Raw genomic sequence first — 15041 nt, forward strand, 5'->3', positions numbered from 1 at the left:
CAACAACCACATTTTGTCTCTCATATCAAAAAGATCGATTACAGTTTCTACGTTTATTGGAATGCTTCTAAAATCTCTCTCGATAATAATAAATTTTCCAGCTATCCATAACTAACAATCTAATTCTTTGCTTACAAAATCTATAAATTGCTCTTCAGACTTCAGAAAGTTGTATTGCTTTATGTTAAATTCAGCAAGTATACTTCTAAATCAATCATATTTATTCCAACTCTCTATTATCTTAAGTGTTACTCCACAAATCAGTAAGCTTAATATCATCACTTGCTGGGCGAAGAGATTTTTCTTTATCAATTTTTACGAATACAGGGACTTGCATTGCATTGCCTGTAATAATTGCTTCTCCTTGGCCAAGACATGGTATCATCTGATAGGAACTTTTATCAAGTGTAGGCATAATATTTTCAAGCATTCTTAAATCCTTCTCATTAACTAAACGATGAATCAAATAGTTATGCGTTTGAGAAAGAATAGTTGGAGAAATATCAGCTGGTCTTTGGCTGGATAAAGTAAGATAAAATCCAAATTTCCGACCTTCTTTGATAATCTCTTCAAAGACAGACAGTCTATAATCTTGCCAATCATCTCCATTATTTCTATACTCAGAATTTAATATATTATGAGCTTCATCAATAATTAAGTGTTTCGTTTGATGAACACTTTTTCCAGAAACTAATGATTTTTGCTCATCGTAAATCATTTTAGATAACAACATAGGGATTAATCGAGTAATCTCTTGATTTGCATGAACAAGCGATATAATATTCATCAGTTTATAATCTTCAATAGCTCTTTCTTTAACTTCTATAACTTTTTCTAGACTTTGTAAAGAAGAATTAATTCTGTTAAATAAGGGATTTAAGTGTTCACGATTTACTTTCCCCCATGCAGTCCTATGAACTTTTTGGAAATCTAGAAATATTTGTAATTGATGAATCGGTGTACTCCTCATACTATTAAATAGTTTTTTTAACTCTTCTGATACCTTTGAAATTCCTGATTTTTCGAGTTTTTCAGGTGTAATTCCCTCATTAGAACCACTGTTGAACCATATTTCCAGTGTATCAATTTTATAATTACCATTTATTTGTCTAATTTGATCCAGCTCAGAAAAAAGATCTTTATTTCTTAGATATTTTTTTGCTGTATCTACCCAATCCTGAAAACTATCTTGGTTAGTAGAAGAACCAGATGTTAGTATTTTTTTGAGAGTTCCTGTAGTATATGCTCCAAAATCAAAATGAGCTGTTGAGAGTTTTTCATTAAATTCTTTTATTGAACTTCTCAGAAACGGTACTTGTGTTGCGGGTCTGGCATCAAAGAGTATCGATAATATGTCTGCATCAAATATGTATTTTCTTTCAACTGGTAATTTTCTGCCCCTGGTTGTATCTCGGGTGTTAATTTCATATATTTCTTTATTCTCTATTTCAACTCCAAAAATTCCTTTTCTTGTCAAATCATCACTATTGGTAGATGAATATTCTCCATTAAAATCTATTACAAAAAATTGGGATTTTCGTTTTATTTGCTCATAAAAATCCGACCTAAAAAGTTCCAAGTATAATTTATGCAATGTATTAGATTTACCACTTCCGGTGTTTCCAAATATACCTATATGGGATGCAAAGAACTTATTTATTGATAATTGAATTGGCTGATTTTCTAAAATTGATTTACCAATTTTTATTGTTGGTTCATTATTTTCAATTCCATAAATAATTTTTAACTCATCTAAAGTTGTCAAGGTGACCTCATTACCAATCATAGGTACATACTGACTTGTCACCTGAAATTTTCCTGCTTCAATTACTCCTTTTGTTTTCAAAGAAATAATTCTATTTATTGAGTTTTTTGAATATCTATTATCAAATTCAGGACTTTTGATAGAATTTTGTTGATCAATCACTTTCTCATTTGAAACAGTTGCAATTATTTTAATCTCATTTTGATTAATAGTTAGATAAGCACCAATCTTAGGTCCTGTCAATATCTCCCCATACCAGATGAATTCTGCATCATTTGACATGCTGTACATTCCAACTTGCGATACATCACCTTCAACTGAAGTAATTACTCCTAGGGTTTTCTTAGGACTTTCCATTTTTTAAGTCCTCCATACTTATTCCACTCAATATACTAGTTAAATTTGATAAGTCAAAACTGTACCAGTCTTCACCTTCATCAACCGTGTTTTTTGTTTTATACTCATCATGAAAATTTCCAGGAGTTAAAATAGTAAAATTACTTCGTTCAGCACTCAATCCTAAATTCTCTAAATAAGTTTCTCTATCTCTATCAATGAACCCAAAAGCGTACACCATTAATTCTGGATTTTGAATAGCTCTTTTAATCATCTTTGCAATATGTTTATCTTGAAACGAAAAGCCAATCACAAACAAAACGGATTGTGGTTTATCTAACTCTAATTGAAATACTCTTAGCATCTCATGAAAATGATTATTGTAAAAAGTATCTTGTTCTTCATACCCTGTAGGCTTTACAATAACTGGAGAATCAATAACTCTATTTCTAATTAATACAGAATCCCCAACTTTTTCCCAATTCATAGAACCATGAGGCTTTATTAGGGTCAAAGAAGGTATTTCATTTGTATAGTTATCATTCAATCCCTTATAAGAAACTGTTCGATTATAGTTTGATCCATCGAGCTTTCTATCAAAATAACCACTAGCACCATCATTAAATATAAATCTATAGTTTTGTAAGACATTGTCAGAAGCTTTCTCAATAAATAAATCATAGTTTGTTGTAAACAGATTGGCAGTACGGGGCGTCTGCCTTGAATTTGACAAGTTAAGTATATCTATTATCTTTGAAATAAAATTAGTGTAATTATTCAACGTGATACATATTGATGCTCTATATTCCAAAGCTTGTCCCAATAAATCTTCGCTTACTCTTTTAACTGTTTCAGCTAATAATGTATTTCTTTTTTCATTATTCTCTGCCTGAATCATTCCCATCAAAGGTATGGCAGGATAAGAAGCGCCTGAACCAATCAAAAAATTCAGCTGTTTTGTAATTGCTAATTTCCTGAGTTTTTTTACTAATTCATCCTTTTTATTTATCTGTTCGTCGACCATATAATCCTCCCAAACAATTTTCTATTAACATAATTATACATTAATTCAAATTAATTTTTTAGATTATAAAAAAAAGTCAGTTACTAGTAATTTATGTTACCTTAAATTAAACCTATAAATATCATTATCTAACCACAAAAATTGTATTAGACTTAATACCAATACCGTAAATATTCTCACAATATAGTCCAGAGTCTTTCTCATTTTTATTTAGTCTATTTATAAATCTAAAAAAATACCCCTGTCTAATATCGACAGAGGTTATTTTCCGTGAATCACCAGATATTTGGCGGGAATTTGGAGGGAAATGTATAATTTCAACTTAAAATTAACCTTCCTATAACTCGTAAATTCCTATTAAATCAGCATAAAAACTAAATTTTATTTTATTTTATTTATTACTCCCATTCAATCGTTGCAGGTGGCTTACTAGTTATATCATAGACTACTCTGTTGACATGACTTACTTCATTCACAATTCGAGTAGAAATTAACTCTAATACGTCCCACGGAATACGTGCCCAATCAGATGTCATCCCATCAATCGATGTAACCGCACGTATACCAATTGTATAATCATACGTTCTTGCATCCCCCATGACACCAACGCTTCGAATATCCGGAAGGACAGTAAAGTACTGCCAGATTTCTCGATCTAGGCCAGCCTTTTTAATTTCTTCACGGAGAATATAATCAGATTCACGAACAATTTCTAATTTTTCTTCAGAAATAGCTCCAAGCACACGAATACCTAAACCAGGTCCTGGGAATGGCTGTCTCCACACAATTTCATCTGGAATGCCCAGTTCTGTTCCTAATGCACGAACTTCGTCTTTAAACAATGTATTTAATGGTTCGATCAGTTTAAATTGCATATCTTCAGGAAGTCCGCCAACATTATGATGGGATTTAATGGTTTGTGCTGTCGCTGTTCCACTTTCAATGATGTCAGTATATAACGTTCCTTGTGCTAAAAACTCAATTCCTTCAAGCTTTGTCGCCTCATCATCAAACACATAAATAAATTCATTACCAATAATTTTTCTTTTCTTTTCAGGATCAGAAACGCCTTCAAGTTTACTCATAAAGCGATCCTTTGCGTCTACTTTGATAACATTCATATTGAAGCCATCGGCGAAAGTTTTCATTACCCCTTCTGCTTCACCTTTACGAAGCAAACCATGATCAACAAAAATACATGTTAATTGATCACCAATCGCTTTATGGATAAGAACAGCCACAACAGAAGAATCTACTCCTCCACTTAAAGCACAAAGAACTTTTTTATCGCCTACTGTTTGACGAATCTTTTCCATTTCTAATTCAATAAAGTTCTCCATAGACCAATTTGCTGAACAACCACAAACTTCAAAAACGAAATTCTTCAGAATATCATTACCATATTCTGAATGACGAACTTCTGGGTGGAACTGAACTGCATAAAGATCTCTATCCTTATCACTCATTGCTGCAATAGGGCAAGATGAACTAATCGCATCTGTTACAAAGCCTGCTGGTGTTTCAGTAACTAGATCACCATGACTCATCCATACAACTTGCTCAGTAGGTAGCTGATTGAATAGCATGGATTCATGCTGAATTTCAATTTTCGCTTTTCCATATTCACGATGAGTAGCAGGTTCTACCTTCCCACCAAAATGTTTTGTCATTAATTGCATTCCATAGCAAATTCCAAACACAGGAATGCCTAAATCAAAAATAGCTTCATCACAACGGAATGAATTTTCATCATAAACGCTATTTGGTCCTCCAGAAAAAATAATTCCTTTTGGATTCATTTTTTTGATTTCTTCTACAGTAATCGTATGTGGATGTAATTCACTATACACACCAAACTCACGAATTCTTCTTGTAATTAATTGATTATATTGGCTTCCAAAATCGAGTACAACAATCATTTCCTGTGCTATCTCAGTCATCTGATATCCCCCTATTTATAATTGTTTGTTCATTATTCTGCATTAGATCCAGCCTTTTTACACATTGCTAAAATAAAAAGGTTCACTTCACATAGATTGCTATGAATCCTAAAGATTTTGTGACTCAAGATTCCAACTTAAGAACAGCAATATTTTAGAAAAAAGAACCAATAAAAAAAACTAGAATTCCACCTCTAAACTAAGAAGGCAGAATTCTAGTTTTTTGTATCCAACCATACGGAAATACACCATTTGAATGTAATGATGACAAAAAGATAGAATAGTACTGCCTTCATAGTTAAATCATTTACGGTGATTTAGTAGAGACTTCTGGACCTTATTACCAAAATTATATGAAGTGCTATTTTATTAATAGTCATCATTTTATACTTGTTTAAACACATGGTCAACCCGTTGTTTTTTTAATTAAATTTTCCCACAATTCGCGGTGTTGTTCCCAGTTAATAGAGGTATCTTGATGACGATAAATAGATCTCTCATATTCCAATGTTAATATTCCCATCATTTGACTACCAAAGAAGCCATCTACCTGAATTGCGTATTCACGTAATGTCTGTCCAGCTTCTTTTTTAAGACCATATCTTTCTAATTGCTTTAATAATGAAAGATATGCCTTAATAAAGGTGTTTGAATCCCTTTTATTTCGGTACTTCCAAATGAGTAAATATGGAATCCACTTACTACGCTTGACATAAGCGACATAACTAATAAGACAAATCATCAATAATATGGATGTCAGTAGGAGCCAATGTTTATTCAAATAAGTAGTGATTTTACTCCATAACTCTGAGAATGAGAAATTATCTTCACTACTTGTTCCTTTCGTTAAGTCCGTTTCCTTCTTGTCTTTTTCCAATGCTTCAGTTTCATCTTTTTGATCTGTGTTATTTACCTGGGAAGTCTGCTCTACATCATTATTGAAAATGGATGTATTTCTAAATCCAATAGTCGGTTCAAATGGTACCCAACCGACATTAGGAAAATAAACTTCAACCCAAGAGTGAGCATTATTATTTGTCACCTTGTATATATTCTCGGACACCCCATCAGAACCCTGATAAGTTCCAGACGAATATCCCTTTACCCATCTAGAAGGAATTCCTATCGACCGAAGCATGGTTACCATTGAAGTCGAGAAGTTATCACAATATCCTCTTTGTGTTTCAAATAGAAATTGATCAACATAATCCTGTTTTTCCTTTGGAATCGCAACATCCTTTTGATCATAAGTGAATTGACCATTTTGGAAATAGGATTCAATGGCTTTCGTCTTATCATACCAATTCGTTTTACCTTTTGTGATACTTGCCGCTAAGTCTTTTACGCGCTTAGGAAAATTATCCGGCAGTTGCGTGTACCTTGGATCAACTTGTACACCTTGGCCATTTGTTTCACTCATTTTTTTAATACTATATTTTTGCGGTTGGTAAATGACTGCATATTCCCTCATCGAAAAGGGCCCCTGATTTCTGCTTGCTGTTACTTTTTCGGTAACGTTATTGACTGATAATTGATTAACTTGCTTCGAACCACCGGCGACAGAGACTTCTCCATAGATAATATTCGCTAAACCATAGGTATGAACCAGATTAGGACTAAGCTCTGCCTTCGTGATCCTCGCAGCCTTATATACTTGCTTTTCCTCATACCCCTGCCCTTCGTTTTCAGCAAAAGGAAATTCATCTATTCCCTCATTCAAGGAAATTTGCGGTTTCTCCTCGATTGTATAAGTTGATGTTGTAGGTGGCTTGGAAGTTTCCCATCCTTTCCCCGTATATAAATCCTTCATTTCCACACGCCAATATTGTCGAGATTCGGCAACAACCTGAAAAACCTCTGTATCATCCCCTATGAACGGCCCACCTAGTGAAGAGTCGTCATTCCGATAACCAACTTTACTAACACCAGATTTTTTATTTCCTCCTCTTTCATCTCCCCCAGCATATGATTTAAAGAAAGGTACAGGATCAGGCCATATGGGCGATGCTTTTGGTACAATCCAACCTAGAAATGAGCTCCCGATAATCATGATAACTAAAGGAATCATCCATTTAACCATCATTTTTCTGGAATTCCCCAAATTTTCTTTCTCTACAAATCTCTGAAAGAAGAGCATACCTAACAATATAAAGCCGAAGATTACCGTTCTAATAATAGCCATTTTGCTATCATATGCTGTAAACGTATCAAGCACCGTAATATAAACGATAGTCATGATAAAAAACAAAAAAATACTTCTTCTAGCAATTAACCAATATTTAAGCAAATACGTAATGAGCCACAAGAGAACAAAAAACAAAATCGTCCGAAACTCATTTGTTAGATACTCCCACTCTCTCCCAAATAAAAAGTTTATATTTTTAATTAAATCTTTTACTACGACTCCCATCCATTGGATATCGAAAATAAAGTACTCGAAGAAGAAAATATGATGGAGGGAAAACAAAATAAAAATTAACTTCATTAAAACTACTGCAAAAAACGGCACATTAAAAAGGTAGAATAGGAATGATAAAGCGATAAACACTATAAACAAAACCGTATTACCAGTATTAGCCACTTCCTTTAACGGATAGATCCATTCCATTAATAAAAGAAAACTAAAAAAATAAAGAGTGAGTGTAAGGATTCGATGATAATCCTTTGTTCGAGTCATTAATGCTTCACCCCCGTCAAAGCCGAACGGAAATCTTCTTCATGTAGGTAGCTCACATGCACCCCAAACTGGGAAGCAGCATAACCTAATCGATATTCCTCATCACTAAATGGTTCATTGTGATTTTTAATAACGAAAACAATCACCATCCCCGTTCTTCTCACATGCTTTCTTAGCATCTCTATTAATTCCTCCGTTATATTGGAGGTACTAATCATTAATGATGCAGATTGTTGATAAAAGACTGATTCCCCTTCTAAAATAGATGATACAGGTAATTGACTATTTGCTTTTACTTTTGCAAGATGATGGAATAACTGTTGCTGGTATTCATCACCACCACGAATTGGAAAAATAGATTGATCTTCACCAATAGAATAAAAGCCGATCTGCCCCCCATGGCGTATGATCGTACGAATAAGTGAGGCAACAAATTTCACATTTGTTTCAAATGAGGTCGAGGGTGAACGATCTAAAATAATGGTTACATCATTGGATTGTCGCTCTTCAAATTCTTTTGTTTTCATTTCATTCATTCTTGCCGTAGCCTTCCAATCGATCCAGGTAAAACGATCCCCAGGCTCATAGTTTCTGATTCCACTAACCATAGTCGTATCATTTTGAATTTTTATTTGAGAAGCTGTTGCCCCTTGTTCATATCTGCTTTCAATTGAACGATAAATAATGTCTGTATAGGAAGGATAAACGAGAATGATTTTTTTCAATGAAAAACTCTTCTCCTTAGAAAATAACCCTAGTGGATCACCAACCTTAATAGAAATGTCATAAAAACAATGCTCCCCTCTCGGAATATTTGCCATGCTATACTTGAGCTGAATATGCTTTTTAAATCCAGGAAATAAAATTTGTTTTCCATTTCTAGTTGAAAGACTAGAAGTGTTATTTATGATAAGAAAGAAGAGAGGAAAAGGATAGTTCCTATCAATCGTTATAACCATGTCCAAATGTTCCCCTGCAGCATATGTATCCCGATTAAATCTCCTTTCCACAGTTAAGTCACTTAACGGATAGAGAGCAATGAACAATGCATACAATGCAAACGGTGTAAAGCTATAGAATAAAAACCAGCTGACAAAGCCACCTTGAAACATTGCATAGGAGAATGTTAACAGAAGAAACAGAATTAAAAGAAGAAATTTCCCCCATGTCTTTAATTGTGCTCTAATCATTATCTCACAGCCCTTTTTACGGGAACCTGAACATAATGTAAAATTTCTTTAATAATATCTTCAGCGGTTTTGCCCCCGTATTTCGCATCCGCCTTTAATATAATTCGATGTGAAAATACGAAAGGTGCTAAGTACTGTACATCATCGGGAATAATAAAATCTCGACCATGCAAGAAGGCGTAGGCTTGGGATGCCTTCATCAAAGCGATTGATGCACGCGGACTAACCCCTAAATAAACACTTTTGTGGGTTCTTGTATAATGAGAAAGCTCGACAATATAGTGTTTGATTGTGTGATCAACATAGACCTCTTTTACCTGATCCTGCAGCTCTACTAGTTCATCAAGAGAAATTACTGAATCTAATCCTTCAATTGGGGCTTGTTTTTGCGTTCTTGTTAACACTTCAATTTCTTCATCCTTTGTTGGATAGCCCATTTTCATTTTTAATAGAAAACGATCAAGCTGAGCTTCTGGAAGAGGGTATGTTCCTTCATATTCGATCGGATTTTGTGTTGCCATAACAAAAAAGGGGCGCTCTAGTTTTTTCGTATTTCCATCCACAGTTACACTGCTTTCTTCCATACCTTCGAGAAGCGCGGATTGGGTTTTTGGCGAAGTTCTATTAATCTCATCCGCTAGAATAATATTACCCATTATTGGACCAGGTCTATACTGAAACTCCAACTCTTTCGGATTATATATAGAAACACCAAGTACATCAGAAGGAAGCAAATCTGGGGTAAATTGAATTCTTTTAAATGATGCATTTACAGATCGAGCAAGTGCACGAACCATCATTGTTTTTCCTACACCTGGTACGTCCTCTAGTAGGACATGTCCTTCTGCAAGTAGGGCAACTAGGCTTAACTCTGCTATATCAGTCTTTCCTATCATTACTTTTTCTATATTACTTAAGACTTGCTGTAACTTTGGATGCATAGCTGTAATTGTCATTCGAATCCCCCTAATTATGTATTCAAAACTTTATGCAAATTTTTTAAAATTTTTTATTATTTCTAGAATACTATGAATCTGACTTAAGAAAAAGGGTGGAACAGGAAATTTAATATATTTTTAACGTTTTTATACATTTCTAAAAATAGAAGATGCTCTATACATCATTCCCTTTATGACTAGGCCGTTTAGTTCGATACTTTTGTAATAGTTCTAACCACTTATTGAAAGCTTCCGGGGGTTGTTATAAAGGTTTCAGCTCCTCCTCTCAGAGAAGATGAAGGGTACTATCTTCAACCTATATTATTAATCCTTGTCTAAATAACAAAAATGTTTAAGAAGAGAGTTTAGGAAAATATACACTCGAATTGAGTCTATGTTTTGTACATGTTCAACTTATTTTTGAGATTAAAAAAACGTGAGAATTCTTATATTAAATAAGTTCCTCACGTCTTCCTTTTCTATTATTATTTCCAAAAATCATCAAAGACTGTAATTGGTAAATGCCGTTTATGTTCAGATTTAGCATAAAGGTTTTCGATTGTTTTTTTCGCTTGCTCTGAAACTTCTTTTCCTTCTAAATAATCATCAATTTCTTCGTAAGTCACTCCAAGGGCACTCTCATCTGCCAGTTGTGGACGTTCGTCTTCTAAATCAGCAGTTGGAGTCTTCATATATAAATGCTCCGGACATCCAAGTTCCTTTAGAAGCATTCTCCCTTGGCGCTTATTCAATCGAAATAACGGAACAAGATCAGCTCCACCATCTCCATACTTTGTATAGAAGCCTGTTAGATTTTCGGCAGAATGGTCTGTGCCCAATACTACACAATTTTCCATTGCAGCAATACTGTATTGTACCTTCATACGTTCTCTTGCTTTTTCATTGCCTTTAGCAAAATCCGATAAATGGATTCCTACCTCTTTCAATGATGCTTCACTAGCATCTACTGCTGCTTTAATATTAACAGTTAAGGCTCTAGTTGGCTGAATAAATTCAATTGCATCATTTACATCATCCATATCCTTTTGAATCCCATACGGCAAACGAACTGCTATAAATTGATAATCTGGATTTCCAGTTTCTTCAATCATTTCATTGATAGCAAGCTGAGCAAGCTTCCCTGCTAGGGTAGAGTCCTGCCCTCCTGAGATCCCTAAGACAAACCCTTTAAGGAATGGATATTTTTTCAAATAGTTCTTTAAGAAATCAATACTTTTACGAATTTCTTCATTAGGGTCTATTATTGCTTTCACTTTCATTTCATTTACTATTGCTTTTTGCAACTGATCCATTTTTCCCAACCTCCTTATACTCATAAAGCTTGAATCTATCTATTGCTTTAAATTGGATACTTTTTCACGTACTTCTTCAATATTTTTTATTTTATTCTCCCAGCACTTTTGACTCAAATCCACTGGATATTCGTGAGGATTTAAAGAACGTTTATATTCTTCCCAAAGCAAGCCTAAGCTCTCTTTTGTATACCCTTGAATTTCTTTTAGTTCCGGCAATTTATAAACAAATTCTCCATTGACAAAAATATCGTGATGTAAGTCCCTTGCTTCAAAATCAGTTACTGTTTTACTAATATAAGTATGAACAGGATGGAACATCTTCAGCTTTTCTTGCGCTTGAACATCCTCATCCTGTAAAGCAATATAGTCACCTTCTGATTTATAAGTGTTTGTATTAATAATTCGATAAACCTTTTTCAAACCTGGTGTTGTTACCTTTTGAGCATTACTGGAAATTTTTATCGTATCCTGCATAATTCCATTTTCATCCTCAATAGAAACCATTTTATATACGGCACCTAATGCCGGTTGATCATATGCAGTAATGAGCTTCGTACCAACACCCCATATATCAATTTTCGCTCCTTGGGATTTCATATGGAGAATTGTATATTCATCCAAATCGCTGGATGCCACAATCTTCGCCTTGGTGAAGCCTGCTTTATCTAGCATTTTTCTTGCAGCTTTGGATAGAAAGGCCATATCACCACTGTCCAAACGGATACCAATGAAATTTATTTTATTCCCTAGCTCCTTTGCTACTTGAATTGCAGCCGGTACACCTGATTTTAAAGTATCATATGTATCGACTAAGAAGACACAATCACGATGACTCTCTGCATATTTATGAAAAGCGGTATAATCATCTCTGTATGCTTGTACCATTGCATGTGCATGAGTACCAGATACAGGAATACCAAATCTTTTACCTGCTCTTACATTACTCGTTGCATCAAATCCACCTATATAGGCAGCTCTTGTTCCCCATATCGCTGCATCCATCTCATGTGCTCTTCTTGTACCAAATTCTAGTACGGTTTCTTCTCCAACTACATTTTTAATTCTAGCTGCCTTTGTCGCAATTAATGTTTGGTAATTCACAATGTTAAGTATAGCTGTTTCAATAATTTGTGCTTGTGCCAAAGGTGCTTCCACATGAATCATCGGTTCATTTTCAAAAACAAGCTCACCTTCTCGCATAGCACGAATAGTACCAGTAAATCGCATCTGACTTAAATATTGTAAAAATTCTTCATCATAGTGCAATTCTTCACGTAAATACTGAATATCAGTCTCTGAAAAATGAAAATCTCGTAAATATTCAACCATTCGCTCTAAACCAGCAAAAACAGCATAGCCATTTTCAAACGGCAACTTCCTAAAAAATACTTCAAATACTACTTTACGTTCATGTATTCCATCGTCCCAATACGTCTTTGCCATATTAATTTGATACAAATCGGTATGAAGCCCGAAACTATCATCACTATATAATTTTACCATTAAAACGCACTCCTTTTGCCGCCCCTAAGAAAGAACTTTTGCCCCTAATGTATTTTCAAAATGCTCTAATGCCCAACGATGCCCTGCATCATTAAAGCTAGCCACTGCATTCTTGTGAACAACGATTTTAAAGCCTTTATTATAGGCATCTACCGCTGTATGTAGCACACAAATATCTGTACAAACCCCACAAAGATGAAGTTCCTCGATTCCTCGTTCTCTAAGCTGAATATCTAAATTAGTGCCTGCAAACGCACTATATCGTGTCTTATCCATATAATGTACATTTCCATCATATTTATGTTGTTCGTACACATTCTGTAAGGCTCCAAATAAATTTCGACCAGCGGTTCCTTTTATATTATGCGGTGGAAATAATTTTGTCTCTGGATGAAGTGTATCTCCCTCTTGATGACAATCAATGGCAAAAACAACATAATCACCTGATTGAATAAACTCACTGGTTAACTGTACAATCGTACCTTCAATATCCTGACCTGGTTTTCCACAGGTTAATTTCCCTGCATCTGCAACAAAATCATATGTATAATCGATATTAATCAGAGCCTTTTTCATCAGCCTACTCCCCCTATAGACAATCTCGTCACTATTGTACAACAAATTCATAAAATAGGGAAAAATCCTCTCCGATTCCTATTGAAAAATCAACAAAGATATAATATAGTAATAAAAAGAATTTTTTTACTATTCTAAAAAAGTATATAATTTGTAATATTATTCATCGGAATGGTAAAAAATACAGCTTTCCATTTTCAACTCATACCATTTATGATATTGTTAAATAGTATTTATATAAAATCATACTAATAATTATTCACTTTAAATAGATCGTATATTTAAAAGAATTGAGGGGACCTATAGATGGGGAAACAAACTAACACCATCAATAATGGAGGATTGCAACGCAGTTTAAAAGCACGACACTTAATGATGATTTCACTCGGAGGATCCATTGGTACTGGATTATTTCTAGGAAGCGGTTCGGCCATTTATCAAGCAGGCCCCGGTGGGGCATTACTCGCCTATCTTATTATCGGTGTTATGGTGTATTTTATTATGACAAGCCTTGGTGAGCTTGCTTCATTCATGCCTACAAGCGGAGCATTTAGTACGTATGCTACTCGGTTTATCGATCCTGCACTCGGGTTTGCCTTAGGTTGGAACTACTGGTATAGCTGGGCAATTACCCTTGCAACCGAGCTGACTGCATCAACATTAGTAATGAAATTCTGGTTTCCTGACAGTCCTTCCTGGTTATGGAGTGGATTGTTTATTATCATCATATTTGGTATTAATATTCTTTCCGTTAAAGGTTATGGTGAAGGGGAATACTGGTTTTCCTTCATTAAAGTTGCTACGATTATCATTTTTATCATCGTCGGCTTTCTAATGATTTTTGGAATTATGAAAGGTGAAGCAGTCGGTTTTAAAAATTTCACAATCGGCGATGCCCCATTTCACGGTGGATTTTTAGCTGTCATAGGTGTATTTCTCACTGCAGGATTTTCCTTCCAAGGGACGGAAATTGTAGGTGTAGCTGCTGGTGAAAGCGAAGATCCAAGAAAGAATGTACCTAAAGCAATTAAAAGCGTATTTTGGAGAATACTTTTATTTTATGTTTTAGCCATTATTGTTATTGGTTTAATTATTCCTTATACAACTGAAACATTACAAAGTGATGATATTATGGTTAGTCCGTTCACTTTAGTATTCAAAAAGGCCGGATTAGCCTTTGCTGCCTCTTTAATGAATGCTGTCATTTTAACTGCTGTATTATCAGCCGGTAACTCAAGCCTTTATGCATCGACAAGAATCCTATATGCCATGGCTAAGGAAGGACAAGCACCAAAGCTGTTCGGCAAATTAAATAAACGCGGAGTTCCTGTCGCTGCACTCGTTGCAACTACTTTAGTAGGGATGCTTGCCTTCCTTGCCTCTGCATTTGGAGACGGAGCCATCTATATGTGGCTATTAAATGCAGCTGGGATTACAGGCTTCATCTTTTGGTTAGGAATCGCTGCAAGTCATTATCGCTTTCGTAAAGCATTTCTAGCACAGGGACATTCACTAGAGGAGCTGCCTTATCGAGCGAAGCTCTATCCATTTGGTCCTATCTTCGCCTTTTTAGTTGGACTAATTGTCATCTTAGCTCAAGACTATCAAGCTTTCCTCGCTGATAAAATTGATTGGATGGATCTCATTGCCGCTTATCTAGGAATTCCATTATTTATTGTAATGTGGTTAGGCTATAAATTGATTAAAAAGACAAAAGTGGTTCCTCTGCAGGAATGCAAAATTGATGTAGATGAATTTAAATAAAACAAAGAGCCA

The 15041-nt window shown here is 34.7% G+C and carries 10 protein-coding genes and 1 riboswitch; of the genes, 1 reads left to right on the top strand and 9 read right to left on the bottom strand.

The window, feature by feature from the left end; all coding sequences use genetic code 11:
• Positions 1-241 precede the first annotated feature (241 nt).
• The 9 genes from I5818_RS23850 to I5818_RS23890 form a co-directional block, all read right to left on the bottom strand.
• A complete protein-coding gene (locus tag I5818_RS23850; protein ID WP_071975563.1) occupies positions 242-2122 on the bottom strand; it encodes an ATP-binding protein in 1881 nt (626 codons plus the stop codon).
• On the bottom strand, positions 2109-3125 hold the full coding sequence (locus I5818_RS23855; protein WP_173720026.1) for an SIR2 family protein: 1017 nt from the start codon (positions 3123-3125) through the stop codon (positions 2109-2111). Before I5818_RS23855 ends, I5818_RS23850 begins: the two co-directional genes overlap by 14 nt.
• Positions 3126-3523: 398 nt before the next feature.
• Positions 3524-5065, bottom strand: coding sequence for a glutamine-hydrolyzing GMP synthase (gene guaA, locus I5818_RS23860; RefSeq protein ID WP_071975564.1), 1542 nt, complete (start codon positions 5063-5065; stop codon positions 3524-3526).
• A 275-nt stretch (positions 5066-5340) separates the two neighbouring features.
• Positions 5341-5442: riboswitch (purine riboswitch) on the bottom strand.
• A gap of 29 nt (positions 5443-5471) precedes the next feature.
• Positions 5472-7742 (bottom strand): transglutaminase TgpA family protein, encoded by a 2271-nt coding sequence (locus I5818_RS23865; RefSeq protein WP_071975565.1) that lies wholly within the window; start codon positions 7740-7742, stop codon positions 5472-5474.
• The gene (locus tag I5818_RS23870; RefSeq protein WP_058006754.1) at positions 7742-8932 is read right to left on the bottom strand and encodes a DUF58 domain-containing protein; all 1191 of its coding nucleotides are present in this window, start codon (positions 8930-8932) and stop codon (positions 7742-7744) included. Before I5818_RS23870 ends, I5818_RS23865 begins: the two co-directional genes overlap by 1 nt.
• Positions 8932-9888 (bottom strand): AAA family ATPase, encoded by a 957-nt coding sequence (locus tag I5818_RS23875; protein ID WP_071975566.1) that lies wholly within the window; start codon positions 9886-9888, stop codon positions 8932-8934. Before I5818_RS23875 ends, I5818_RS23870 begins: the two co-directional genes overlap by 1 nt.
• 467 nt (positions 9889-10355) lie before the next feature.
• Positions 10356-11183: an NAD(+) synthase gene (gene nadE / locus I5818_RS23880; RefSeq protein ID WP_071975567.1), complete on the bottom strand. Its 828-nt coding sequence runs from the start codon at positions 11181-11183 to the stop codon at positions 10356-10358.
• A gap of 39 nt (positions 11184-11222) precedes the next feature.
• Positions 11223-12689: a nicotinate phosphoribosyltransferase gene (locus I5818_RS23885; protein WP_071975568.1), complete on the bottom strand. Its 1467-nt coding sequence runs from the start codon at positions 12687-12689 to the stop codon at positions 11223-11225.
• A gap of 24 nt (positions 12690-12713) precedes the next feature.
• The gene (locus I5818_RS23890; protein ID WP_071975569.1) at positions 12714-13265 is read right to left on the bottom strand and encodes a cysteine hydrolase family protein; all 552 of its coding nucleotides are present in this window, start codon (positions 13263-13265) and stop codon (positions 12714-12716) included.
• A gap of 306 nt (positions 13266-13571) precedes the next feature.
• Here I5818_RS23890 and I5818_RS23895 point away from each other — a divergent pair, with 306 nt between their 5' ends.
• Entirely contained in the window at positions 13572-15029 is a 1458-nt protein-coding gene (locus I5818_RS23895; protein WP_078110112.1) for an amino acid permease, read from the top strand.
• Positions 15030-15041: the final 12 nt, after the last annotated feature.

This window comes from Heyndrickxia oleronia (assembly GCF_017809215.1).
Lineage (GTDB): Bacteria > Bacillota > Bacilli > Bacillales > Bacillaceae_C > Heyndrickxia > Heyndrickxia oleronia.

Coding starts and splice junctions, on each gene's coding strand:
- I5818_RS23850 (WP_071975563.1), bottom strand. CDS start 2,122: ATGGAAAGTCCTAAGAAAACCCTAGGAGTAATTACTTCAGTTGAAGGT.
- I5818_RS23855 (WP_173720026.1), bottom strand. CDS start 3,125: ATGGTCGACGAACAGATAAATAAAAAGGATGAATTAGTAAAAAAACTC.
- guaA (WP_071975564.1), bottom strand. CDS start 5,065: ATGACTGAGATAGCACAGGAAATGATTGTTGTACTCGATTTTGGAAGC.
- I5818_RS23865 (WP_071975565.1), bottom strand. CDS start 7,742: ATGACTCGAACAAAGGATTATCATCGAATCCTTACACTCACTCTTTAT.
- I5818_RS23870 (WP_058006754.1), bottom strand. CDS start 8,932: ATGATTAGAGCACAATTAAAGACATGGGGGAAATTTCTTCTTTTAATT.
- I5818_RS23875 (WP_071975566.1), bottom strand. CDS start 9,888: ATGACAATTACAGCTATGCATCCAAAGTTACAGCAAGTCTTAAGTAAT.
- nadE (WP_071975567.1), bottom strand. CDS start 11,183: ATGGATCAGTTGCAAAAAGCAATAGTAAATGAAATGAAAGTGAAAGCA.
- I5818_RS23885 (WP_071975568.1), bottom strand. CDS start 12,689: ATGGTAAAATTATATAGTGATGATAGTTTCGGGCTTCATACCGATTTG.
- I5818_RS23890 (WP_071975569.1), bottom strand. CDS start 13,265: ATGAAAAAGGCTCTGATTAATATCGATTATACATATGATTTTGTTGCA.
- I5818_RS23895 (WP_078110112.1), top strand. CDS start 13,572: ATGGGGAAACAAACTAACACCATCAATAATGGAGGATTGCAACGCAGT.